Consider the following 23,033-nt stretch of genomic DNA (forward strand, 5'->3'; position numbering starts at 1 on the left):
GACCGGCTCTGCCAGCAGGACCCCACACTCGCCGACCCTGTTTTCGGTGCCTGCTCGAAGCTATCGTGACCGGCAACCGCGCCAACGCCTTCGGTGCGGGCATCCTCCTCGCTCCAGCTGTTGTGTTGGTTCCAGGCCGAGGAGGTCGAGGAGATGGAGCTGGACGCCGCGGCTGATGACGATGGTGGGTGGGTCGGTGGCATGCCCGACTCGAAGCCGTAGGCCGGAGAGGTGGGAGAGGATCATGCGGCCGGTGGGGCGGACCACCTGGTTGCCGGGATACAGGCCAGGCATCTTCTGGTCGCCCCCGAGAGCCCGGCGGACCTGGCGGTCGATCAGGCAGAACACGAGCAGAGCCAGGCAGATCACCGCCACCAGCGCTGCGACCCGCTTGTTGTCCTGCACGAAGACAGGGGTGACGGCCAGGGGGCTCTTGAAGTCGCTGCGCCGGCTGAGTGCCGAGGTTGTCACGCATCCGTTCTGGGAGGCCTTGAGCGGTCCTGATCTGGTCGACGCCCGCATGGTGCTCAAGTACGCCCACGAGCAGTCCGGGGACGAGGCGTAGCCATGCCTGGTCCGGAGGGCATATCCGACCTGGACAAGAACCGGACGCTTGAGCAGTGGCTGGGTCACGGACAAACTCCTCGGCCGCCTCCACCCGCAACACAGCCGACTCATCACCGCGAGATTCGACGATGTTCTTGCCGGATGGGTCGTCCTCAGCCGCGATCCCTACCGGCTCGTCGGACACTGGGGCACCGTCAACCACCTTCAGACCCATCCCGAACTCCGCGGCCGTGGTGTCGGCTCCGCTCTCATGCGTCAGCTGCGGAAGATCGCCCGCGATGAACTTGAGCTCGAACAGCTCCATCTCGCGGCCCGGGGAGGAGAGGGGCTGGAGCACTCCTACAGCCGGCTCGGATGGCATGAGGTCGGCCGCTGGCCCGGGGCCCTCCGCCTCGCACCCGACGACACCCGGGACGAGGTCCTGATGCTCCTCGATCCCCTCTGACCGCAGGGGTATTCAGACAGTTCCAATACCCGACTCCACCATTAGCCGTCTTCGCCGAGGACATCGTTCCGGAGGACGCTGACAGGTGAATACCGACACGCGCCAAGGTGGCGTCAGGCGGGCTGCGGGGCGGGCGTTGCCGGAGCGGCCGCGACCTTGCGGGTCTCGCGGATTATCAGCAGGCCGTTGACCACCATCAATGTCGCGGTCAGGCAGTGGACGCCGAGCGCGGTGACCACTGAGCCGTGGTGGGCCAGCACGGTGGCCATGTCGCCGTACGCGGCGAGGGCCTCCATCAGCAGTACCCAGCCCAGCGCCCGGCGGTGGCCCGTCACCAGCAGGATGCCCAGGACCAGGGCCAGGACGACGTCGCGGATTCCCTTGATGATCAGGAAGCCGTCGCCGTCGCCGGGCGGCCAGCCCGGCAGACCGAAGCCCGGCGCCGTCGTCTCCGGGCTCAGGATGAACTCCATCCCGAACCAGAGGATGAAGAGGATGAAGGCGGTGGCCAGGACGGTGTTGATCTTCTTCAGCGACATTGTTCTTCTCCTTGCGAGTCTTCGCCAACTTGGTGAGCTTCGTGGAGCTTGCTGAGTCGTGCAGGGCCCCATCAGGCCGCGCGAACGCGGCTGATCGAGGGGTGTAGCTCGTCGGGATCGCAGTTGTGGGATCTGAGCGGCAGCTGCATTCCCGGATGCCTTTCGGTTGCCGGCAGCCGCCCGGGGGTGGGGGTTGTGCGCCACCGGCGCGGGGTCGGCCCGCGGGGCAGAAATCCGAAGCCCTGTCGGGCTCACCCCGACGGGGCGAAAGCTGTCGACATACAAAAACAAACCAGTCATGTCTGGGCGACTTTGGTATCAGATGAGGGCGGCGACCAGCAGGGTGAAGGCGCCGATGATGACGGCGACGCGGACGTAGTGCCAGCGGTCCCAGCGGTTCATCTGCTCCTTCCAGTCCTCGGGCCGGCTCTCGGGGGTCCATGTCTTGCCCCGGTTGTTGATCGGGACGAGCAGCAGGAGCGACATGATCACGCTGAGGATCAGCAGTCCGGCGGCGGTGACGACGAGTCCGGTGCCGTGGTGGTGCCATCCGGCGATGGCCCAGACCGCGGCGAGGACGAGCGAGCCGATGTACCAGACCGGCATGACGGCGCCGAGCATCCGGCCGCCGTGGCTTCGGCCGAGCTGGCCGGCGTCGTCGGGGAGGGCATCGAGGATCCGGTTGATGACGAAGGCGACGGAGAACTCCACCCCCACCATCAGGCCGACGACCACGGTGGTGACGACCTCAAGTGCGTTGAGCATTACGGCCCTTCCAGATATCTAGCGTTGCTAGCTGTCGAGGTAACGCTAGTACTGCTGCCGCTCCGTTGTCTAGCGGTGCTAGGGTCGAGTCATGTCGGTAAAGGAACGCAAGGAGCGCGAGCGGGCGGGCCGCGAGCGTCTCATCGTGGCGACGGCCCGCGAACTCGCCGAGCAGCAGGGCTGGGACGCGGTCACCACGCGCCGGCTCGCCGAGCGCATCGAGTACAGCCAGCCCGTCCTCTACAGCCACTTCCGCGGCAAGCGCGAGATCATCGGTGCCGTCGCCCTCCAGGGTGCCGCCGAGCTGGCCGTTGCTCTGCGGGCCGCGACCGCCGCTGCGGACGGTCCGCGTGCCCGGGTCGCCGCCCTCGCCCGCGGCTACCTCGACTTCGCCGAACGCAACCCGGCGGTCTACGACGCCCTGTTCCAGCTCGACGGCGGCCTGGCGTACGCGCAGGAGGACACGCCGGAGCCGCTGAAGGACGCCTTCGCCGCCCTGCTGGAGTGCCTCGGCGAGGTCGCCGGGGACGGCGTCCACCCGGGGCTGTTCACCGAGGTGTTCTGGGCGTCCCTGCACGGGATCGCGACCCTGACCCGGGCGGGACGGCTGCTGCCGGAGGACGCCGAGCAGAGGGTGGAGCTGCTGGTGGACCGGCTCGCCGTGCTCTGACACACCATCCCGGCGGACACGCGGCGGGGGCCCTCGAGCCCCGCCGCTGCCTGCCCGCGGCATCGCTTCCGGTCACTCGCGCCCACACGGCGCAGCCGCAGGCCGCCGGGCCTCGTACCGCAGAGGGGCACCCGCCCTGGAAGCTGCGATGCTGCTGGCGTGCGGTTCAAGGATGCGTCTTGGGGCTCAGCCGTCGACGCTGGAAGCATCAGGGCTACATGGTCCGGCGTCATCCAGTTCGGGATGGTCGCGCTGCCCGTCCAGCTGTGCTCCGCCACCGAAGAGCACCCGGGTCCGGAAGTGGTTTTCACCGGACATCCATATGACGCCTGCCGAAGGCATGCGGGCCCATCTGGATCTCCACCGTGTCCCAGGTGGCTTGGGAAGGCGGCCGCGCTGTCGAGGTGCCTTTCGCCCACAGCTCAGGGGCGGCTTCGTAGCCGGGCTCCCCCCGGCGGGCTGTCAGAAGGGTCACCTCGCCGGTGTCGGCGGGGGCAGAGGCGTGCTCAAGGCTGACCGCGGTCACGCCTACTCCTCGTGATCACGCCGCGCCCGTCCACACTTTGTGCGTTGCTCGATCGGCTCGAGCTGTTTGTCCGGTGGCGTCAGCGTCCCAGCCGGGCGTCGAGCCATGTGAGGACCTCGGGGGTCACGGGGTCGGTGATGTCCGCGAACTCCTGGTGCTTCTTGAGGAACTTGGCCACGTACGGGCAGACGGGGACGATCCGCATCCCGGAGGCGCGGACGTCGGTCAGGGCCTGCTCGACGAGGATCGCGGCGAGTCCCTGGCCGGCGTGGGCGTCGTCGATCTCGGTGTGGAAGAAGACCCGCCGGTCGTCGCGGTCGCGGTAAGCGGTCAGGCCGGCGCGCTTGTCGTCGACGAGGATCTCGTAGCGGTGGCGGGCGTCGACGCGTCGGACGAAGGGGGTGGTGGTCGGCTCGTTCATGACGGTCCTTTCGGTGGAGGGTTCAGTGGTGGGAAGGGTTCTTGCGGGGTGCGATGACGGCGTTCGGCAGGGCGGGGGCGGGCAGCCGGTCGCCGGGGTAGCCGTCGACGCTGCCGAAACGGTCGGAGGCCCGCTCCCATTCCTCCCGCGCCTCGACGATGTCCTGGTGGCTGCGGCCGATGAAGTTCCACCACATGGCGATCTCCTCGTCGAACGGCGTGCCGCCGAGCAGGATCGCCCGTGCGCGGTGGTCAGAGGCGTTGGTGAGGGTGAGTGTCGTCTGCCCCGTGGCCACGTGGCCGAGTTCGGCGGGGTGGAGGACCGTGCCGGCGAGGCGGATGTCGCCTTCGTCGACGAGCAGGCCGTGTTCGAAGGCCGGGTCGACGTCGAGGGTGACGGTGGCGCCAGGGTCGAGGAGGAGTTCGGCGCCGAGGAGCGGGGTGAAGGTGCGGACGGGGGAGGTCTCGCCGGCCAGTGTGCCCAGGAAGACCCTGAGTTCGGCGCCGTCGACGCGGAGCGGCTCAGGGGCGTGGTGCTGGAAGTCGCGAGGGGCGTGGCGGTGTTCGTCGGGGAGGGCCAACCAGAGCTGGACGCCGTGCAGGACGGTGGTGTCGGGTGTGGAGACCTCCGTGTGGCTGATGCCGTGTCCGCCCGTCATGAGGTTGATCTCGCCGGGCCGTACGAAGGCGTGGGTGCCCAGGCTGTCGCGGTGCTCGATCTCGCCGGTGAAGAGCCAGCTCACGGTCTGCAGTCCGGTATGCGGGTGAGGGGCGACGTCCATGCCGCCGGAGTCGGCGACCAGGTCGGGGCCGTAGTGGTCGGCGAAGCACCAGGCCCCGATGAGTGTCCGGGCCCGCTGGGGCAGCGTGCGTCGTACGGTCATGGCGCGCGGGCCGCCCAGCGGGACGTCCCGGGCCGTGAGGACCTCGACCTGTGTGTCACCCATCTCCTGACCCCTCCAATGTAGTTTTGATTTCAACAATCATGGATGATAATAGTCCTGACGACAACGCCCGGCAACAGACGAAGGAGCACAGGGTGAGCGAGACGGCACAGGTCACGGCAGCCCTCCGGACCACCGGACGGATCCACCTCGACAAGCAGAGCCCCACCGCGTACCAGGCACTGGTGAAGACGGCCGACGCTGTCCGTACCACCGCCGCCGATGCGGGTCTCGACCGGATCCTGGTCGAGCTGGTCAACCTCCGCGTCTCCCAGCTCAACGGCTGCGCCTACTGCCTCGACGTGCACACCCGGGCCGCGCTGCGGGCCGGTGAGACCACCCGGCGCCTCGGCGTGCTCGCCGCCTGGCGCGACACCGAACTCTTCACCGCCCGCGAGCGCGCCGCCCTCGCTCTCGCCGAGGCCACCACCCACCCCGCCGACGCCCTCGCCCAGGAGCGGGCGTACGCCGAGGCCCACGAGGCGCTGAGCGACGACGAGTTGTCTGCGGTGATCTGGGTGGCCATCACCATCAACGCCTTCAACCGGGTCTCGATCCTGAGCAAGCACCCGGTACGGGAGACCTCCTCCCGCTGAAGCGCATGAACCGGCTCACGGCGCGGCGGCCCATCCCGCACCCGGGACCGAGAGTCGCACCGCCGGAGTTGTCGGGGGTGAGCAGGTCAGGGCTGGGGGCTGCTGTGACCTGGGCGATGTCGACCTTGGTGCGGCTGGCCCAACTGGGCTACGACAAGGGGCTCCTGCGATCAGGGCGAGGTCCGTTCCGAACCAGGCGAGGAAGTCCGTTGGGCGTCGGCCGCACCCATGTGGCCTTTGGGCAGTGGCCGTTGGCGTTCGCTGGGTAGCTCTGCCGGGAACCCCGGATGTGTCATTGCACTGTGCCATGTCACATGATTCACTCACGGGCAATGAAACCGGCTCGGGAGGTGTCGGGTGTCCACACGGTCGATCAAGGGGACCTATGCCGCATCGGCCGACTACTCCTCTGTGCCCATGGCCTGACGGCCCGTCCCGCTGTCCCGGATCAGGATCGGACCCCACCATGACCATCACCGACATCCGCACTGTCGATTACCATGCCGGCGGCGAGCCGTTCCGGATCGTCACCGACGTGCCCGCGATCGCAGGGGACGCCGTGGCGGACAAGCGTGTGAGCGCGATCGCCGATCCCGGGATCGACGGGCTGCGTGCCCTGCTGTGCTCCGAGCCCCGCGGCCACGCCGACATGTACGGCGGGTTCATTGTTCCGCCCAACGACGCGGGGGCTCATTTCGGTGTGCTCTTCTGGCACAAGGACGGTTTTTCGACCGCGTGCGGTCACGGCACCATCGCTCTTGGCGCGTGGGCGGTGCGTAGCGGCCGGGTTCCGATCGATCCCAGCGGGGTCACGGAGGTAGTGATCGACGTGCCCTCGGGGAGGGTTCGCGCCCATGTGGCCACCGACGGCGACCGGGTCGTCAGCGTCGACTTCGTCAGCGTCGCCAGCTACGTCCTGCACGACGAGGTGGCGGTCCCGACCTCGCGCGGGGAGGTCCGGTGTGGGATCAGCTTCGGCGGCGCCATTTATGCTCACGTCCCGGCCGCAGCGGTCGGCCTCGATGTGAGTGTGGCCTCGCTTACCGCGCTGATCGAGCTGAGCCGCGAGATCAAGGGCTTCCTCAACCCCACCGCCTTCGCCGAGCACCCGCTCGACGACAGGCTGAGCGGTATCTACGGCGTCATCTATATCGACGACCAGGGGATCGGTCCTGACGGCAGCCTGCGGCAGCGCAATGTCACCGTGTTCGCCGACGGTGAGGTCGACCGTTCGCCCTGCGGGTCAGGCACCTGCTCGCGGGTTGCCGCGCTGCATTCCACCGGCCGGCTCAAGCCCGGCCAAGTGCTCGCGCACAGCTCGATCACCGAGGCGACCTGGCTTGCGCGGGTGCAGAGGACCACGCACGAGGCAGGCCGGGAGGCCGTGGTGCCGGTGGTCACCGGCCGGGCCTACCAGACCGGCGAGCACCGGTTCATCGTCGACCCCGACGACGACATGGTGCCGGGTTTCGTGCTTCGATGAGGGGGAGTCACAAAGTCAGCGCTCTGAGACAGTTGGTTGCGCTGCTCGGCGATCGGGCCCATCCGATGCTGCCGAATGTGGGGCAGCGCGCCAACCAGGCCATTGAGGACGGGATGGGGTTGGCCACGCTGCTGGAGGGGGTGAGTACGACCGACGTGTCGCATGTCCTGGTCCGCTGCCAGACGCTGCGATCGCGCGGCCCGGTTCCGGCAGGGCTCCCGGTTCAACGTTGAGCTCAAGGCTGCGGGCAAAGCCTCGATCTTTGGCATGCCCTGGATGTACGACTACGACGTCGAGGCCGAGGCCCGCGCCCTGCGCTGAGGACGGAGCAGTCGACACGTCGGCATGACGAGCCGAACCGTCAAACGGTACGCGGACGCCCCCAGGCCGGAAGCCCTCCACGGTGCAGGGGCCTCGAGTTACACCGGAACGAGCACGTACACCGTGCTCGGTTGAACACTTCGGATGCACGCCGGCACCTGGTCGACGCCGGGTCCGCAGCGATGGTGACGGCAGTGGCCTTCGCGTTGCTGATGCGGAGGTCGATGCTCAAGAGCGTTTGTTGAGATTCTTGGCTTCGTTGAGGATGCGGCCTCGTTCCAAGAATCCGACGCCGCGATCTCTGAGGATCTTGTCGACGTGGTGTTGCTTGCTGCCGGTACGGAGCCGATGTGCGGCCTCAGCCACCAGATCGGCCTGCCGGGTTGTTGAGGCCGCTGTGGTGCGGTGTGTGGGGCGTGGGGTGTGAGTTCTGCCCACCGTTCTCGCCGGGCCCGTTCCCGGCCGGGAAACGATGGCCGCTCGGAAGGGCCGGATCTGAAGGGAGATACGGACGCCGAATCGTGTGGCGATCAGGAGCGTGCCGAGCGACCAGCAAGCCAGGAGGATGCCGATGAACTTCAGGACGTCCAGGGCGAGAGGGCCGGTGTAGGTCTTCTCGTCTCCGATCGAGCCCAGCGGTGCCAGGAGGAGACAAACACCTGCGACCACACGCCAGTTCCGCTGCCAGAACGTCTGCGCTTGGGCCGTTTCAGGGTTTCGAGCGGCTATGGGCACGGTGGATGCGGAGGTGCGGTGGATGCTGCGTGCCGTGTCGTTGAGCGGCGTCATCGTGCCGTCCAGCCGGTACGTGAAGAGCGCGATGTTCCACTCCTGGGCGTAGGCCACGGCGGTGCGCGCGTAATCGCTGCCGGTGAAGAAGATCAGCTGTGCGGTCGATCCGCGGGGGCGCGCTCCCACGAAACGTTGCAGTTCCGGACGCCCGACCTGGGCGGCCTGGTATTTGACCTGTCCCAGTGCGCCGGCAGCGTGGACATCGATGCCGGAGTCCGGGCCTCCGGGGTGTGCGGTGGCATCGGAATAGCCCCAGTGGCGCATCCAGCGGGCTGCGTTGTGCTCGGCCTGCTGCCACGACGAAATCTGCATCGGCCGTGGCGGCACAGCCCTGCGCGGTATCTCGGCCACGTTCTCCCTTGACGTACTCGCTTCCAGCTCGGCAGGTCACTGCGCAAGGCAGAGCAGAACGCACACTTCACAGAGGAGTATCAGATCGGCGCCGAGCTGCCCCATGGTATGCGATTTCGCGGTGACGGCCGTCGCGGGAAGCGGTGCAAAGCCAGCAGTGCGACGGTCGGCAGGGCAGTTGCCGGCGCCGGCCACCGTAGCCGGCCGAGCAGGCACTTGACACCGAGCAGGGGGAACAGCGACGAAGGACAAGGGTCCGTATCCGGGCCACTCGGGCCAGTCGGCCCCTGCCGGAAGTTCCGGGTCCCCGCCGAGGGCGGCCACGCTCTGTTCGTCGGCTTCGGCCCGGCGCAGGCATAGGCACGGGCGCAGGAGCGCTGTCGCCAGGTGGAGCCAGATCTACTTCGTACCTCGTGGAGCCACTTCCGAGCCGTGCAGTGGAGCCCAAAGAAGTCAGGAGCTGGACGTCGTGGGCCGTGTCTTCGAACTGCCGTCTGCCGAACGACGCAGGTTCGAAGACACGTCCTGGGCCGTTCGGGTGTCCGTCGGCCAGGTGCCAATGCGACGTAATCGGTCGACTGTACGACAGCTCATACCAGAGCGGGACGGATGGCGGGCAAGTTCGACAACTGCCCGTCGCGCATACGTGATTGACGACTACCGTGTGTGCCCGGTGATCAACGGTGGGCTCATCACTGCCGAGCCTGCCCGACCGATGAACCGAGCCTGACCGACCACCGTAGGTGCCACCACATGAACGCCGATTCCTGGTGCCCCACGTACCGAGGACACTGATGTCTCAACTTCGCGCACCCGAAGCGCGACCGGAACGCCGAGAGGGCGGACGGCACGGCCGACCCGGTGCCCGTTCCCATTCGGCCACGGCCAGGCCGCGCGCCGCCCAGCCATCCCCCGAGGCGCGTATACGCCCCCAGTTCCTGCGCACAGCGGTGCTGCCGACCGTCGCCGCCGTGCTGAGTGGCGCCGCAGCGGTCGTCTTCACCGTCCGCTCCACCGGCGTCCGGCCGACCGCGGAACTGTGGACCGCCCTGGGGGTGGCAAGCGCGCTGGCCCTCGCCGCCGTGCTGTCCGCGTACCTGGCCGCCGACCGCGTCGCGACCACCGTCCTCGGCCGCTGTCTGGCGCTCCGCCGGGCCAGCGCTCAGGGCCAGGCCGAGCTGCAGCGGGTGGTGGAACAGCTCCGCAACGGCCGGCCCGTGCCCGCACGACGGCCCGCGCGGCCCGCTGCTCCCGGCAGCGACGCCTTCGAGCTGCTCGCGCAGGAACTCGGCCGCCAGCAGGAGGTCGCCGTGGCCGCTGTCGTGCAGGCGTCCCGGCTCCCCGATCACACCGGCGAGGAACAGAAGGTCGAGGTCTTCGTCAACCTCGCCCGCCGTCTGCAGTCGCTGGTGCATCGCGAGATCCAGGTGCTCGATCAGCTGGAGCACGAGGTCGAGGACCCCGATCTGCTCAAGGGCCTCTTCCAGGTCGACCACCTCGCCACACGCATCCGTCGGCACGCCGAGAACCTCGCCGTGCTCGGGGGTGCCGTCTCCCGACGGCAGTGGAGCAACCCGGTCACCGTGACCGAGGTCCTGCGCTCGGCGATCGCCGAGGTCGAGCAGTACCCACGGGTCAAACTCGTACCCCCGATCGACGGCACACTGCGCGGTCACGCCGTGGCCGATGTGATCCATCTGCTGGCCGAACTGGTGGAGAACGCCACCGTGTTCTCCGCCCCGCACACCCAAGTGCTGCTGCGTGCCCAGCAGGTCACCGCCGGGCTGGCGCTCGAGGTCGAGGACCGGGGCCTCGGCATGCCCGGCGACGAGCAGAAGCGGATGAACGCCCTGCTGGCCGACCCCGACCAGGTCAGTGTGGCCCGTCTGCTGCAGGACGGCCGGATCGGCCTGTTCGTCGTCGCGTCGCTCGCCCGGCGGCACGGCATCGCGGTCCGGCTGCAGGGCAACATCTACGGAGGCACACAGGCCGTACTCGTCCTCCCGCAGTGCCTGCTGGGCGCGGACGCGGACGCCCCGGCCGGGAGCGACGCGACTCCGGTCCCGCCACCGGGCCCCGTGCACCGCCCACCCGCCGAGGACGGCCCCGGCAGCCACCGCAGGCCGGACCCGAGCCTGAACCCCGGCCCGGCACCCGGTCCACAGGCCGGAACCGACCGCCAGTCCTACGTCCCCGGCCAACCGCTGCGCCTGCACCAGCCACCCCGGCAGGCGCGGCGCCAGGCCGAAGCCCCGCCGCTTCCCCTGCGCGCCGAGCGCCTCGACCGTCCCACCCCGGCCGAGGCCCGACCCGTAATCCGGCGCACGGACGACGCACCCGCGCCACCCCTCTCCGAGCCCGGCGTCGTACGCGGCACCATGGGTCGGCCGCAACTCCCCAGGCGCGCCCACCAGGAGCATCTGGTTCCACAGCTCAGAGAGGCACCGGCCGCACGCGCCGAGGGCGAACAGGTCCTGCACGACCCCGGTCTCATGGCGGCCTTCCGGCGGGGCATCGAACTGGCCGAGGCCCGCACCGAGTCCGAGACGGACATCGATCAGACTCCGGACACGCACCACGAATCGTCGCCTTCGCAGGCTTGGCGGCCCCCGGTCCCGCTGCCGGTCCGCGGCCGGACGGCGACCGTCGCCCCGCACCACAGGGCCGCCGTTCCGGAGCCCGGAGCGGTCCCGGCCACCGACCCTCTCGAAGCGAACACCTTCAAGGAGTAGATGCACCATGGCGACCGATATGTCGTCCGGTCAGGTCCCGGACCTCGACTGGCTGCTGAGCGGACTGGTCCAGCGCGTACCGTACACACGCAGCGCCGTCCTGCTCTCCGCCGACGGGCTGGTGAAGTCCCTCCATGGCATGGACGCCGACAGCGCCGATCACATGGCGGCGCTGGCCGCGGGCCTGTACTCACTCGGCCGCAGCGCCGGCGCGCGCTTCGGCGACAGCGGCGACGTACGCCAGGTGGTGGTGGAGCTCGATTCGACGCTGCTGTTCGTCTCCACCGCCGGGTCGGGCACCTGCCTCGCCGTACTGGCCGGCCGCGAGGCGGACCCGGCGGTGCTCGGCTATGAGATGACCATGCTGGTCAAGAGCGTCCGGCCCTACCTGATGACTCCGGCGAGACAAGCGGCCGGGGCCCCGAGTCCCACGGGACTTTGAGGGTGTCGGTCCCCCCGGACGGGCCGTTGCTCGACGACGCGGCAGGCCGGCTCATCCGCCCGTACACCGTGAGCAACGGCCGCACCCGTCCGACGACCGTGCTCGACCTGCTCTCCCTGGTGATGGCCACGGGGACCGAGCCGCAGACGCATCTGGGTCCCGAGCACTCCGTGGCGCTGGGACTGTGCTGCGGTCCCACCTCCGTGGCCGAGATCGCCGCTCATCTGCGGCTGCCGGCGGTCGTGACCAAGGTGCTCGTATCCGACCTGGTGGACTGCGGGGCGGTCACCGCGCATCCGCCCGCCTTCCATGACATGCCCACCGACCGATCCCTGCTGGAGGCAGTGCTCGATGGCTTACGACGACAGCTATGACTCCGGCAGCACCTACGACTCCCGCGGAAGCGACGGACCGGGTGGCTCCGTAGGCTTTCCCGTCGCGCTCAAGGTGCTGGTGGCAGGCGGGTTCGGCGTCGGCAAGACGACGTTCGTCGGCGCGGTCAGTGAAATCGCGCCGCTGAGCACGGAGGAGCTGCTGACCCAGGTCAGCGCGGCGACCGACAGCCTCGACGGCATCGAGTCCAAGACCTCCACCACCGTGGCGATGGACTTCGGCCGCATCACGCTCGACGAGCAACATGTCCTCTATCTGTTCGGGACCCCGGGCCAGGAACGCTTCTGGTTCATGTGGGACGAGCTCTCCCAGGGCGCGCTCGGAGCGGTGGTGATCGCGGACACCCGCAGGCTCGCGGAGTGCTTCGCCGCCGTCGACTTCTTCGAGCGGCGCGGCATCGGCTTCATCGTCGCGGTGAACGAGTTCGACGGGGCCTTCCGCTACGCGCCCGAGGAGGTGCGGGCCGCACTCGATCTGGGGGCGGACGTGCCCGTCGTGCTCTGCGACGCCCGGATCGCCAGCTCCGGCACCGGGGCACTGGTCACGCTGGTCCAGCACTTGATCAACGCCACCTCCGCACCGGCCTCGATGTCCGGCTTCGGAGCCCACCGGTGATCCGACACGTCGCCGACCGGCTGCTGCTCACCCCTGTCGACCGCGACGCCCTTGCCCGTACGCGGCGGCTTCGGACCCTGGGCCTCGGGGAACGTGCCGACGCCTCCTTCGACAACTTCGACGCCTTCGCCGACCGGGTGGCCGAGGTGACCGAAGTGCCCTTCTCGATGGTCAACTTCATCGACGGGAACCGGCAGTTCTTCGCCGGACTGCACACCCCGGCCGGCGCGGACAGGGGCTCCGACCTGGGTGCCACGGCCGCGGCCAGTGGCCGCGGGGCCCGGTACGTGGCCCTGGACCGCGGCTACTGCCCGCATGTCGTCGCACGGCGCAAGGCACTCGTCCTGGAGGACGTCTGCGACTACCCGAGGTTCGCCGGGAATCCGGTGGTCGACGAAATAGGTATCCGCTCCTACCTCGGCGCGCCCCTCATCGACCGCACGGGCGTCGCGCTGGGCGCCGTCTGCGCGGTCGACACCGTGCCCCGGCCGTGGGGCAGGGCAGGGCTGGACATGATCAAGTCCCTGGCGCAGGAACTTGTCGGGCACATCGATCAGCGAGAGGGCAGCAGCCTCGGTATCTGAGACGCGGGCCGGGCTGCCCGGTGCGCGGCGCCGGCCACGAGAGGCGTTCGGGGTTGGCGTGGCATCGGCCCCGCCGGAGCACCGGAGTCGGCGTGGCATCGACCACGGCCTGCCCTCCACCTGCCCCGGTTCTCGACCGTCCCCCAGGACCCGACCGGCCTCGGCCCTTGACCGGCCCCCGTGCATCAGACCTCGACCGTCCTCCCGTCCAGGAACGTCAGCACCACCGAGTCCGCACCCACCCGCACCCGCACCGAATCGCGCAGCGCCTCCGGATGCACGGTGTCCCGGGAGAGGGCGACCAGCGACACATGGATGCTCCGCCCGCCCGGATGCGGCCGGCTGCGCAGATACGGGATCGCGGAGCGCGGGCCGTACGCGTTGGACTGCACGTCACGCGCCACGCCGGCTCCCTCGGTGCCGCCGTCCCAGCCGTACAGCGCGACCAGGGCGCTGCTCAGGCCGTCGGCCGTACGGGCGAGCGCCCAGTCGGGACCGGACACGGCGAACGGGTTCTCCTCATGAGCGACCGCGTGACCGCCCTCCCGCACCACCGCTCCCTCGGGCGCCTCGACCCGGTGCACCCGGATCTCCCACGGGCCGTGCAGCACACTCGTCGTCCCGATCCGGTACGACTGGTCGTCACCGGGCAGCCTGGCCGCGTACCAGGAGGCGGCGACGCGGTCCTCGCAGCGCAGCGGATGGATGCGGCGGCGGGACGACGGGGTGCCGTCCGGGGCCACGAGCGCCAGATGGCCGTCGACGGAGCGCGCCACGGCGTGCGGGGCCGCTTCGGGCGCCGTCGCCGTCGAGTAGGCGAGCTTCGCGTAGTGCGGATCGTGGGTGCCCTCGGACGGATCGTCCGCCTCGTCGTATGGAGGATTGTGGTCGCTCCCGTGGTTGATCAGCCGCACGATGCCGTCGTCGCGGGTGCCGTGCAGCAGCCAGCCGGGGGCGGGCAGCGCGGTGTACTGGTCGGACTCCTCGATGGGAAGGGGGAGTTCACGGGCCGTCCACACCGGATGGTCCGCCGGGAGCAGCAGTCCGAGGAAGCCCTTGCTCGCCCAGTACGGCGAGGCGGGGCCGGAGTACGGCTGGGTGCTCGGCAGGAAGGTGTCGTACCAGCCGAGCGGCAGCAGCCCCCGCTCGTCCGGCACACCGCGTTCCGCGAAGTGCCGCATCGTGCCCGAGGCGAGCCGGCGTGTGAGCCCCGGCGCCAGCGGGGTGCAGTCGGCGAGTGCCCCCATCCACACCGGTGCGAGCGCGGCGAAGCGGTACGTCAGCGACCGGCCCTGGTGGACCGGTGCGCCGTCCGATCCGAAGAAGTGCGGGTAGTCCTCCAGGAAGCGGCTGAGCCGCTGCCGGTAGACCTTGCTCCGGCCGCCGTCGTCGGGGCCCGCGATCCGCGACCACAACAGCGGGTACAGATGCATGGCCCAGCCGATGTAGTAGTCGAAATTGTGGCCGTCCCCGTCGGTGTACCAGCCGTCACCGACGTACCAGTCCTCGATCCTGTCCAGATTGCCCTCGATGTCCGAACGGCTGTACGGGGCGCCGACCGAGGCGAGGAACTGCTCGGACACCACCTGGAAGAGCCGCCAGTTGTTGTCCCACGTGCGCCCGCCCACGAACCCGGAGAACCAGTCGACGACCCGCTCCTGCACCCGGGCGTCCAGCCGGTCCCAGATCCACGGCCGGGTCTCGTGCAGCGCGACCGCCACCGAAGCCGCCTCCACCATCTGCTGCGAACAGTCCGTCAGCCGCGGCCAGGACTCACCGCTCCGCGGATCGGTGCCCGCGGCCAGTCCCGCCGTGTACCGCTCGATCAGTGCGGGGTCGACCGCCCCGCCCGCGCCTGCGATCCGGCAGGCGGCGAGCAGGAACGACCGGGCGAATCCTTCGAGACCGTCCGAGACGACCCCCGACCAGCTGTTGCGGCCGGGCAGCCGGTACTGCGCGAAGCCGGGGGTCGCGTAGGGCACCAGTGCGTCCAGCATCCGGTCGGCCGTCGCCTCCCAGTGGGCCCGGGTCCAGCCGGTACGGGAGGACAGGATCCGGTCGGGCGGCGGCAGTTGCAGATGCGGTGCGACGGACATGGTGGTGCTGCTCCTCGGAAGGGGGGGCGAAGGGGTGGATCACTGAATGAGTTCGGCTCGGTGGGTGTGGCCGCGCGAGCCGCCGACGGCGACGGTGAGTACGGGCCTGCGGCCCGGGACGAGGCTCACCGTGTCATCGGCGTCCACCACCGACCGCACGTGGAACGGCAGCTCGACCGAGAGTGTGGTGAGCGTCCGGCCCGGGTCGGCGACCGCGACCGAGACGTGTCCGCCCCGGCGCTGCACGAGCACCGACGCCGGACCGGAGACCGTGATCCCGGCCGCGGTTCCGGCGCCCCAGAAGTTCACGGCGGTCAGTCCCGCCCGGCGCACCTCCACGGCCTGCGCGGTGGCATCGTTGGCGACTGTCCGGACCGGTCGCGAGTGCGACCAGACGGAGGTCGCCGCCGCCGATGCGCCGGGCAGCAGCACATAGGCGTACCGGGCGTCGGTGGGGGAGAGACCATGGTCGACCCAGAGCGTGAGGTAGCGCCGGGTGACGGGGTCGGCGCTGCCACCCGTGTCCGCCCCGGTGTTGATGTCCCGCCAGGTGCGGGTGCGCTGCTCGCGCAGGGCGCGCAGGGCGGTCCCCTCGGGGAAGACATAGCCGCCGACGCCTTCGACATGCGCCCACCGGGCTCGCTCGAAGTCCTGGGTCCAGCCCTGTTCGACGGGCTGCCGGGCGCCGTCGACCAGCAGCCGGTGCCGTCCGTCCGTGCCGAGATTGCGGTTCTCGACGATCGTCTCCACTGTGCGGCCGTCGCTCGCGGTGATGCCCGTGCCGAGCGCGATCACCGCGTTGTCCAGCAGGAACCAGGACTTCTTGGTCCTCAGGGTGGTCCCCTGGGCGCCGATCACCTCCATCGCGGCGGCCCCGTACCGGCCGTCCAGCACGGCCCCGCCCGCGACGGCGTTCACCGGACGGTAGGTGGACGTACCGGCGCCCGTGCCGAGATCGGACCGCTGCCGGGTGTCGACCGTGGTGCCGGGGAGCCGGTACGGGTCGACGGTGGGCCAGAAGCCGTCGTTGAACTGCCCCAGGTCGTCGCCGTCGTACAGATACGTCATACCGTCGCCGGTGTACCAGCCGTGCAGATTCTCGCCGTTGCCCGCCTCGTACGCCGAGATCCGCTTCGACGACAGCGACAGCGCGCAGGCCCATCCGGGACGGCGGTGCACGACGCGGTCCATGTCGGCGAAGACGAAGTGACCCGTCGTGCGCGCCTCGGCCTTGACCGTATGGTCGTTCAGCACGGCCTTGGCCAGGGCGAGTTGGGGCAGTGTCGCCAGGGCCGTGAAGGGCGTCGTGCGGTTGCGGGTCAGCCAGCCCTTGACCAGTGCCCGCCAGCGGCCCGCGTACGCGGCGGGGGCGCCGGACGCGAGGAGCAGGATCGCGGAGAGGGCTGTCGCACCGTCGCGGTGGTCACCGGCGCGTTCCCGGGAGATCGCCCGGCCTCGCACCGAGTCCATCATCAGTCCGTCGAAGACCACCGGGGCGAAGGTGCGCTCCACGGCCTCGTACATCACCGACACGTCCGGGTCGGCGACCGCCCACTCGGAGCCCGCGAGAAGCGCCAGCAGATAGGCGGTGCCATTGAGCAGCACGATGCCGTACGAACCGGTGTAGGCGACCACGTCGTGCTGGACGAACGAACCGTCCTCGTAGAATCCGTCACCCGAACTCGTGTAACGGAAAAGGCTGTTGCGCCCCGAGTCGCGCACATCGGAGAGCGCGTCACGGGCGGATACGAGCTTGCCGGCATCATGCCCCAGCAGCCCGCGCAGCGCCACGATGACGGCCTTGTCGGTGCGGTTGGCGCCGGTCTCGGCGAGAGTGGGGGAGTTGGTACGGCGGTCCGCGTCCGGGCAGAAGCGATCGACGACCGCCAGATAGTCCGTCAGGTCGAGTGCGGGAAGCCTCTCGCGGAGAAGGACGGAGCAGTCCATCAGGGCACGTGGGGCGCCGATCTCCCAGAACCACCAGTTGCCGGTCTCGCGCTCGGCCGGGTTGTACGCGGTGTCGTAGGTGAAGCGCAGTGCGGCGACGAGGGCATCCGCCACCTCCGCGCTCCCGGCGAGGGAGGTGCCCTCGGTGGCCCAGGCGGTGGCGACGGTGCGCAGCCGGGTATAGCTCTGGCCGAAGTTTCCCGGGTCGGTGAGTGGGGCGAGGTCGGACCAGAGGGCGGTCCGTCCGGCGCTGCGGTCGAGCGTGTTCCAGAGCCCCTCGGCCGTGCTGTCCAGGGCCGCGAGCGCCGCTGTGAAATCAGTGTCGGACGGGTCGAACCCGCCGCCGGTGAGCAGTGTTTCGGCCCGCCGGAGGAGGGTGCTGAAGTCCGCTGCCGTTGTCGCTCCGTCGGACGCGGCCGCGACGGGCCGCGCCTGTGCGGCGCCCGCCTGCGTCATGAGCGTCGTCCCGGCCGTGACGGCCGTGGCGGTGCCCGCCGCGAGAAGGGTCCTTCTGCTGAGGTTCACGGTGGTTCCTTTTCCGCCTCGGTCAGTCGGTCAGGGTGGACGGGTCGACGGGGGGCTTCGGCAGGTTCAGAGCGGCCAGTTCGGCCCTTCCGGTGGCGTCGATCGGGAACGCCCAGGTGTTGACGAAGAAGTCGGTGAGGTCGTGGCCGGCGACGCGGCTGGAATACGTGGCGAGGGCCCGGTAGCGCTTGTCGTTCTCCGTGTACTGGGACTGTGGGTTCTCCTCGCGCACCAGCTTGTGCAGCCGGGGCCAGAAGTCCTCACCGAAGGCCAGTTCCAGCTGGCGCAGCGGGACGAGTTTCTCGTAGGCGCCGAACGACTTCTCGTAACTCAGCCCGGCCGTACCGAACTTGCGCTGTGCGGACTGGAAGTAGGTGAGTCCCGTCGTCGCATCGACCGTGAGGAGGTTGGACGGCTGCTTCAGGGTGCGCTGCGCGGCCAGCGAGTAGATGTTGACCGTGACCTCGGTCAGACCGCCGGGCTTGTAGGCGAACTGCTGGTGCAGGTGGCCGAGTTCGTGGTAGAGACCCCAGCCGCGGGTGCGCAGTCCCTCCACCGTCGTGGCCCGGTCGAGATAGGCCCGGGGGAAGCCGTTGTAGCCGTGGGTGGCGTAGGCGCCGACACCGGTCGGCACCTTGCTGACCTCGGTGAAGTGGTACGGCCCCGCCTTGCGACGGTGCACCGGCTTCGAACCGTCGAGACCGCTGATCCGGGCATGCGAGTCGATGATCGTCTCGACCAGCCCGAGCAGGGCCGCATGGTCCTCGCCCCGGTACAGCAGCGCGCCCTCGCGGGTGAGTGTCATGATCGTGTGCGGGGCGTGCAGCTCGACGTACGGCGACGTGGTGAGTGTGTCCAGCTGCTGCTGGTACTCGGCCTCGGTGGTGCGCCCCAGCGTGAACACCGGCATGGCGACGGGACCGGAGCGGACCAGCACGCCGGCGCGCTCGCCGCTGCCCGTCAGGGTGAGGTAGACCGGGCCGCCGTGCGGGTCCGTCACGGTATTGGCGCCCGCGGTCAGCGGGTAGCTCCGGGGCTCGGTGATCTCGCCGTAGTAGTCCCAGGCACCGATCCACAGAGTGGGCAGCAGACCGTCGTACGGCTGGACGGTGAGGGAGAGCGGGGTACCGGCCGGGACGTACAGGCCGGTGGGCTGGAACTCCGAGCCGCGCAGGGCCTGCCCGAGCCGCAGACGCTCGGTCTCGGCGGCCGGCCGCGCGGTCAGCGTCAGCCGGACCGGACGGCCCGCGCCCGGACCGCAGGAGGCGCCGGCCGTCGCGGCTCGGGCCGTGCCCGCGCCCAAGGCGATCGCCGCGCCGGCTCCGGCCGCGGCGGCGAGAACGGAACGCCGCCCGACGCGGGAGGAGGCGGCGGAAGGGGCGGTGGCGGAGCCGACGGAGTCAGTGATTGTGCGCATGCGGAACTCTCCCTGCAGAAACGAGTGAGGGGCGGAAGCGTGCGGAACGTGTGCTGCTCGGCGCCAGCATGTAAGCGGTTGCTATCGGGCCGCAAGGGGAGTCGCGAAGTTACTGTGATTTTCTATGGCCAACTGTGGACAGGCGGGAAGTAAGCGGTCACATGCGGGTGGACCGGCCGGGCCGTGGCGCAACGGAATCGCGTACCACGATGTGGGTCCCGAGCCGCAGCGCGCCCGTGGTCGGCTCGCGCCAGTCGTCCTCGTCCCCACCGGTGACCGCGAGCCGTACCGCCTGACGCCCCATCTCCTCCAGCGGAATGTGGACGGTGGTCAGCCGCGGCCGCAGCTCCTGAGCCACCGGGATGTCGTCGTAGCCCACCAGGGACACGTCCTTCGGCACCCGGACCCCGGCCTCCTCCAGGGCCTGCGCCGCGCCCGCCGCCACCATGTCGTTGGCGGCGAAGACCGCGGTGAAGTCCGGCCCGTCCCGCAGCAGTTCCGCCATCCGTCGGTACCCGAAGTTGCGGCTGAAGGCGCCGGGCTGGACGAGCTCGGGGTCCATGGCGACACCGCGCAGTTCCAGGGCCCGCTGGTGCCCGGCCAGCCGGTCGCGGGTGGTGGAGAGCCTGGGCGGGCCGCCGAGGTAGAGGATCCGCTCGTGCCCCTGCATCAGCAGATGGTCGGTGATGGCGAAGGCGCCGCCCTCGTTGTCGTACTCGACCGCGACGATCGGGGCCTGCTCGCCCAGCGGCGACCTGCCGCACAGCACGAGCTTCGATCCGCCCGCGTCCAGCTCGCGCGCCCTGCGGGCCAGCTCGGTGGTGTAGCCGCGGTCCGCGAGGGAACCGCCGACCACGACCACGGCGTCCGCCCTGCGCTCGTGCATCAGATCGATGAAGGCCAGCTCGCGCTGCGGGTCGCCCTGGGTGCAGCAGACCAGACAGAGCCGTCCGCCGAGCGCCGCCTCCCGTTCCACCCCGCGGGCGATGTACGCGTAGAACGGGTCGATGACCTCGTTGACGATGATGCCGACGGTGCGGTTGGAGACGCCGGCCAACGCGCGCGCGTGGGCGTTGACGACATAGCCGAGTTCGCGCATCGCGGTCTCGACGCGCTCCCGAGTCGCCTCGGCCACCGGGTAGTTGCGGTTCAGCACACGGGAGACCGTGGCCGTCGAGACGCCCGCGCGCCGCGCGACATCGGTGACCGTCGCGCGGCGTTGTCCGTCCGCGGCTGTGCTCTGCCGGCGCATCCGGCTCACCCCCTGGTGGCTGTCGTGTGACGCCGAGCCTAGTGCCCATCCCGGCAAGCTCTGCCCCGTCGCGCCGCGCATCACGCACGCTCGCGGCGTTGGCCAAAAGCCCTGGTAGCTCCGCTACGAGGGCTTCCGGCCGCCTTACGATCGCACGCACTGGACGACGCTCCTTCCGGGCGGACATTGCCGGTCACGGCACTGGCCTGCGCCGGGGATGAGTTCATGCGATCCTCCCCAGGTCGGCCCGGTCCACCGGGTGGTCGAAGGGAATGCCCACCGCGTACCGCGCCAACTCGTCCACGGCGAGTGCCCCGAGTCGCCCCACCTCGTTGCCCTGGGCGCCCGCCAGGTGCGGCGTGAGGAAGACATTGGGCAGGTCCCACAGGGGGTGGCCGTCCGGCAGCGGCTCGGGCGACGTCACGTCGAGGACCGCGTCCAGGCGCCCGCTGACCAGGTGGCCGGTCAGCGCCTCGGTGTCCACCAGAGGGCCGCGCGCCGTGTTGACGAGCAGGGTGCCGGGCCGCATCAGGCCGATCCGCCTGGCGTCGATGATGCCGCGGGTCTCGGGGGTGTCGGGGGCATGGACGGTGACCACGTCGCTGGTCGCCACCAGGGTGTCCAGGTCGGTCGCGGTGACACCGAGCCGCTCCGCCTCGGTCCGGCTGACGTACGGGTCGTACAGCAGGACCTCCGCGTCGAGGACCCGGAGCAGTTCGATGACCCTGCGGCCGATCCGGGACGCCCCGACCACGCCGATCGTCAGGCCGTGCGTGCCGAGCCAGTGCTGGCGGTCGAGGTCGGCGCCGGTGCGGTGGGTGCGCCGGGTGCGGAAGAGGCCGGCGAGCGGAAAGACGCGCTTGGCGCCCATGATGATCGCCGCCAGGGTGAACTCGGCGACAGGTACGGCATTCGCGGCGGCGGCCGAGGAGACGACGATCCCGCGGTCGAACGCGGCAGGGGACAGAAACGTCTTCACCGTGCCGGCGGCATGGATCACGGCACGGAGCGCGGGCGCCCGGTCCAGCAGAGCGGCGTCGACGGGCGGGCAGCCCCAGCCGGTGAGCAGGACCTCGGCGACGCCCAGCGCCGCCGAGGCGTCCGGGGAGTCGAACTCGCTGACGACGGACGGATGGAGCAGGTCGGCGGTCTCTTCCAGACGTGCCCGTACCGGTGGCGGGAAGACGTCGTCGAGCAGTCCGGGGCTCATGGCCAGGACGGTGCGCGGCCGTCGTGGGCGCGGTGCCGCGGCATCGCTACCGGAATGAGCCGGTGCCTCTTCGGTGGTTCGCACCCTGCCTCCGGATAGTAATCGCGTTCTATGGAATGACCGGCACGCTAAGGAGCTTGATGGTCGACCGTCAAGCTCACGACGATCCCAACTGTCCAGTTCAGAAGTATTTTTGCTGATTCGCTGGAGGGGAATCGTCGACTGGGACATCGGGTCTCGACGACTTTCGGCCGGATCCCTTGACGCTTGGGTTAACCGCTTACTAACTTGCGGCCCCAGAAGGCTCACCATGCGCCACCCAGCCGAACAGGACGCTCCATGGCTGAAACAGCACCCCCGTTGCCGCGGGCGAAACGGCGACAGAAGGCCGAAACACCCTCCTCGCCCGCTGCCCAGGCCGCGGTCGCACAGCACCGGCTGACGCTCTGGCAGCGGATCAAGCGGGACCGGGTGATGCTGCTGCTCACCCTGCCCGGCCTGTTGTACTTCGTCGTCTTCCACTACGTGCCGCTGCTCGGCTACGTGGTGGCGTTCCAGGACTATCAGCCGTACCTCGGGTACATGCACAGCGTCTGGGTGGGGTTCGCCAACTTCTCCGCGGCGTTCGGTGAGCCGGCCTTCTGGTCCGCGACGTTCAATACCCTGGAGATCGCCCTCGTCCAGCTGGTGTTCTTCTTCCCGATCCCGATCGCCCTGGCCCTGCTGCTCAACAGCATCGCCAGCGACCGTGTCAGACGCTTCGTGCAGAGCGTCGTCTACCTGCCGCACTTCATCGGCTGGGTCATCATCGTCTCGATCTTCCAGCAGATCCTGGGTGGTGCCGGACTCCTGCCCGACGTACTCGGCGGACTGGGGCTGCCGCGCTACGACATGATGAGCGACCCCGACGCCTTCCCGTGGCTGCTGACCCTCCAGGTGGCCTGGAAGGACGCCGGCTGGGGCACGATCATCATCCTCGCCGCGCTGCTGAACATCGACAAACAGCAGTACGAGGCGGCCGCGATCGACGGCGCGGGTCCGCGGCGCCGCCTGTGGCACGTGACCCTGCCCGGCATCGCCCCTGTACTCATCCTGCTGCTGATCCTCAACCTCGGGCAGATCCTGTCCGTCGGCTTCGAGCAGATCCTGCTCCAGCGCGACGCGGTCGGCCCGGACGCCGGTGAGGTCCTGGACACCTACGTCTACTACCACGGAATCAAGGACAACGACTGGGGCGTCGCCGCCGCCGTCGGACTCGTCAAGGCGGTCATCGGTACCGCACTCGTCCTGGGCGCCAACAAATTCGCCCACCGACTCGGCCATGAAGGGGTGTACCGCGGTGCTGACCGCTGAGAAGACGCGCGCCACGACGAAATCCACCGCACCGAAGCCCCGGCCCGT

Annotated in this window: 23 protein-coding genes; 11 read left to right on the forward strand and 12 right to left on the reverse strand. The window is 69.8% G+C overall.

The features are described from left to right. Positions 1-60 precede the first annotated feature (60 nt). Entirely contained in the window at positions 61-471 is a 411-nt protein-coding gene (locus ACF1B9_RS34515; RefSeq protein ID WP_391746460.1) for a hypothetical protein, read from the reverse strand. Between the two features lie 142 nt (positions 472-613). Between ACF1B9_RS34515 and ACF1B9_RS34520 the strand changes: the two genes are divergently transcribed. Then, positions 614-1,012 (forward strand): GNAT family N-acetyltransferase, encoded by a 399-nt coding sequence (locus ACF1B9_RS34520; protein WP_391746459.1) that lies wholly within the window; start codon positions 614-616, stop codon positions 1,010-1,012. 113 nt (positions 1,013-1,125) lie between these two features. Here ACF1B9_RS34520 and ACF1B9_RS34525 read toward each other — a convergent pair whose 3' ends face one another. Both ACF1B9_RS34525 and ACF1B9_RS34530 read right to left on the reverse strand, forming a co-directional pair. Continuing rightward, entirely contained in the window at positions 1,126-1,551 is a 426-nt protein-coding gene (locus ACF1B9_RS34525; RefSeq protein WP_391746458.1) for a DUF4267 domain-containing protein, read from the reverse strand. Positions 1,552-1,869: 318 nt separating this feature from the next. Continuing rightward, positions 1,870-2,316: an anthrone oxygenase family protein gene (locus ACF1B9_RS34530; protein WP_391746457.1), complete on the reverse strand. Its 447-nt coding sequence runs from the start codon at positions 2,314-2,316 to the stop codon at positions 1,870-1,872. A 91-nt stretch (positions 2,317-2,407) separates the two neighbouring features. Between ACF1B9_RS34530 and ACF1B9_RS34535 the strand changes: the two genes are divergently transcribed. Continuing rightward, the gene (locus tag ACF1B9_RS34535) at positions 2,408-2,986 is read left to right on the forward strand and encodes a TetR/AcrR family transcriptional regulator (protein WP_391746456.1); all 579 of its coding nucleotides are present in this window, start codon (positions 2,408-2,410) and stop codon (positions 2,984-2,986) included. 307 nt (positions 2,987-3,293) lie between these two features. On the opposite strand, the gene ACF1B9_RS34540 is transcribed toward ACF1B9_RS34535, so the two are convergent. From ACF1B9_RS34540 to ACF1B9_RS34550, 3 genes are all read right to left on the reverse strand, one after another. Continuing rightward, on the reverse strand, positions 3,294-3,512 hold the full coding sequence (locus ACF1B9_RS34540; protein WP_391746455.1) for a hypothetical protein: 219 nt from the start codon (positions 3,510-3,512) through the stop codon (positions 3,294-3,296). Between the two features lie 79 nt (positions 3,513-3,591). Then, the gene (locus ACF1B9_RS34545) at positions 3,592-3,933 is read right to left on the reverse strand and encodes a GNAT family N-acetyltransferase (RefSeq protein ID WP_391746454.1); all 342 of its coding nucleotides are present in this window, start codon (positions 3,931-3,933) and stop codon (positions 3,592-3,594) included. Between the two features lie 22 nt (positions 3,934-3,955). Further along, complete coding sequence (locus ACF1B9_RS34550; protein ID WP_391746453.1) at positions 3,956-4,879, reverse strand: pirin family protein; 924 nt, start codon at positions 4,877-4,879, stop codon at positions 3,956-3,958. A gap of 92 nt (positions 4,880-4,971) precedes the next feature. Here ACF1B9_RS34550 and ACF1B9_RS34555 point away from each other — a divergent pair, with 92 nt between their 5' ends. From ACF1B9_RS34555 to ACF1B9_RS34565, 3 genes are all read left to right on the forward strand, one after another. Then, the gene (locus tag ACF1B9_RS34555) at positions 4,972-5,472 is read left to right on the forward strand and encodes a carboxymuconolactone decarboxylase family protein (protein WP_391746452.1); all 501 of its coding nucleotides are present in this window, start codon (positions 4,972-4,974) and stop codon (positions 5,470-5,472) included. A 466-nt stretch (positions 5,473-5,938) separates the two neighbouring features. Next, positions 5,939-6,955, forward strand: a complete 1,017-nt coding sequence (locus ACF1B9_RS34560; protein WP_391746451.1) for a proline racemase family protein — start codon at positions 5,939-5,941, stop codon at positions 6,953-6,955. A gap of 162 nt (positions 6,956-7,117) precedes the next feature. Further along, on the forward strand, positions 7,118-7,276 hold the full coding sequence (locus ACF1B9_RS34565; RefSeq protein ID WP_391746450.1) for a hypothetical protein: 159 nt from the start codon (positions 7,118-7,120) through the stop codon (positions 7,274-7,276). Between the two features lie 228 nt (positions 7,277-7,504). Here the strand turns inward: ACF1B9_RS34565 and ACF1B9_RS34570 are convergent, their stop codons facing one another. Further along, positions 7,505-8,419: a restriction endonuclease gene (locus ACF1B9_RS34570; protein ID WP_391746449.1), complete on the reverse strand. Its 915-nt coding sequence runs from the start codon at positions 8,417-8,419 to the stop codon at positions 7,505-7,507. 794 nt (positions 8,420-9,213) lie between these two features. Between ACF1B9_RS34570 and ACF1B9_RS34575 the strand changes: the two genes are divergently transcribed. From ACF1B9_RS34575 to ACF1B9_RS34595, 5 genes are read left to right on the forward strand one after another with little or no spacing between them, the layout of a single operon-like run. Next, positions 9,214-11,151, forward strand: coding sequence for an ATP-binding protein (locus tag ACF1B9_RS34575; RefSeq protein ID WP_391746448.1), 1,938 nt, complete (start codon positions 9,214-9,216; stop codon positions 11,149-11,151). A gap of 7 nt (positions 11,152-11,158) precedes the next feature. Further along, on the forward strand, positions 11,159-11,593 hold the full coding sequence (locus tag ACF1B9_RS34580) for a roadblock/LC7 domain-containing protein (protein WP_391746447.1): 435 nt from the start codon (positions 11,159-11,161) through the stop codon (positions 11,591-11,593). Positions 11,594-11,595: 2 nt separating this feature from the next. Next, the gene (locus tag ACF1B9_RS34585) at positions 11,596-11,967 is read left to right on the forward strand and encodes a DUF742 domain-containing protein (RefSeq protein ID WP_391746446.1); all 372 of its coding nucleotides are present in this window, start codon (positions 11,596-11,598) and stop codon (positions 11,965-11,967) included. Continuing rightward, positions 11,945-12,601, forward strand: coding sequence for an ATP/GTP-binding protein (locus ACF1B9_RS34590; protein WP_391746445.1), 657 nt, complete (start codon positions 11,945-11,947; stop codon positions 12,599-12,601). The genes ACF1B9_RS34585 and ACF1B9_RS34590 overlap by 23 nt, the downstream gene beginning before the upstream one ends. Next, entirely contained in the window at positions 12,598-13,185 is a 588-nt protein-coding gene (locus tag ACF1B9_RS34595) for a GAF domain-containing protein (protein ID WP_391746444.1), read from the forward strand. The genes ACF1B9_RS34590 and ACF1B9_RS34595 overlap by 4 nt, the downstream gene beginning before the upstream one ends. A gap of 185 nt (positions 13,186-13,370) precedes the next feature. On the opposite strand, the gene ACF1B9_RS34600 is transcribed toward ACF1B9_RS34595, so the two are convergent. The 5 genes from ACF1B9_RS34600 to ACF1B9_RS34620 all read right to left on the reverse strand — a co-directional run bounded on the left by ACF1B9_RS34600 (position 13,371) and on the right by ACF1B9_RS34620 (position 21,632). Next, on the reverse strand, positions 13,371-15,281 hold the full coding sequence (locus ACF1B9_RS34600; RefSeq protein ID WP_391746443.1) for a DUF2264 domain-containing protein: 1,911 nt from the start codon (positions 15,279-15,281) through the stop codon (positions 13,371-13,373). 39 nt (positions 15,282-15,320) lie between these two features. Further along, positions 15,321-17,753 carry a polysaccharide lyase 8 family protein gene (locus ACF1B9_RS34605; protein ID WP_391746442.1) on the reverse strand — a complete coding sequence of 811 codons (2,433 nt, stop codon included), beginning with the start codon at positions 17,751-17,753 and terminating at the stop codon, positions 15,321-15,323. Between the two features lie 22 nt (positions 17,754-17,775). Next, entirely contained in the window at positions 17,776-19,170 is a 1,395-nt protein-coding gene (locus ACF1B9_RS34610; protein ID WP_391746441.1) for a M60 family metallopeptidase, read from the reverse strand. A gap of 157 nt (positions 19,171-19,327) precedes the next feature. Further along, a complete protein-coding gene (locus ACF1B9_RS34615; RefSeq protein ID WP_391746440.1) occupies positions 19,328-20,422 on the reverse strand; it encodes a LacI family DNA-binding transcriptional regulator in 1,095 nt (364 codons plus the stop codon). A gap of 223 nt (positions 20,423-20,645) precedes the next feature. Further along, entirely contained in the window at positions 20,646-21,632 is a 987-nt protein-coding gene (locus tag ACF1B9_RS34620) for a hydroxyacid dehydrogenase (protein ID WP_391746439.1), read from the reverse strand. 339 nt (positions 21,633-21,971) lie between these two features. Between ACF1B9_RS34620 and ACF1B9_RS34625 the strand changes: the two genes are divergently transcribed. Further along, positions 21,972-22,985 carry an ABC transporter permease gene (locus ACF1B9_RS34625; RefSeq protein ID WP_391746438.1) on the forward strand — a complete coding sequence of 338 codons (1,014 nt, stop codon included), beginning with the start codon at positions 21,972-21,974 and terminating at the stop codon, positions 22,983-22,985. The last annotated feature ends 48 nt before the right edge of the window (positions 22,986-23,033 follow it).

This window comes from Streptomyces sp. NPDC014727 (genome assembly GCF_043083485.1).
Taxonomy (GTDB): domain Bacteria; phylum Actinomycetota; class Actinomycetes; order Streptomycetales; family Streptomycetaceae; genus Streptomyces.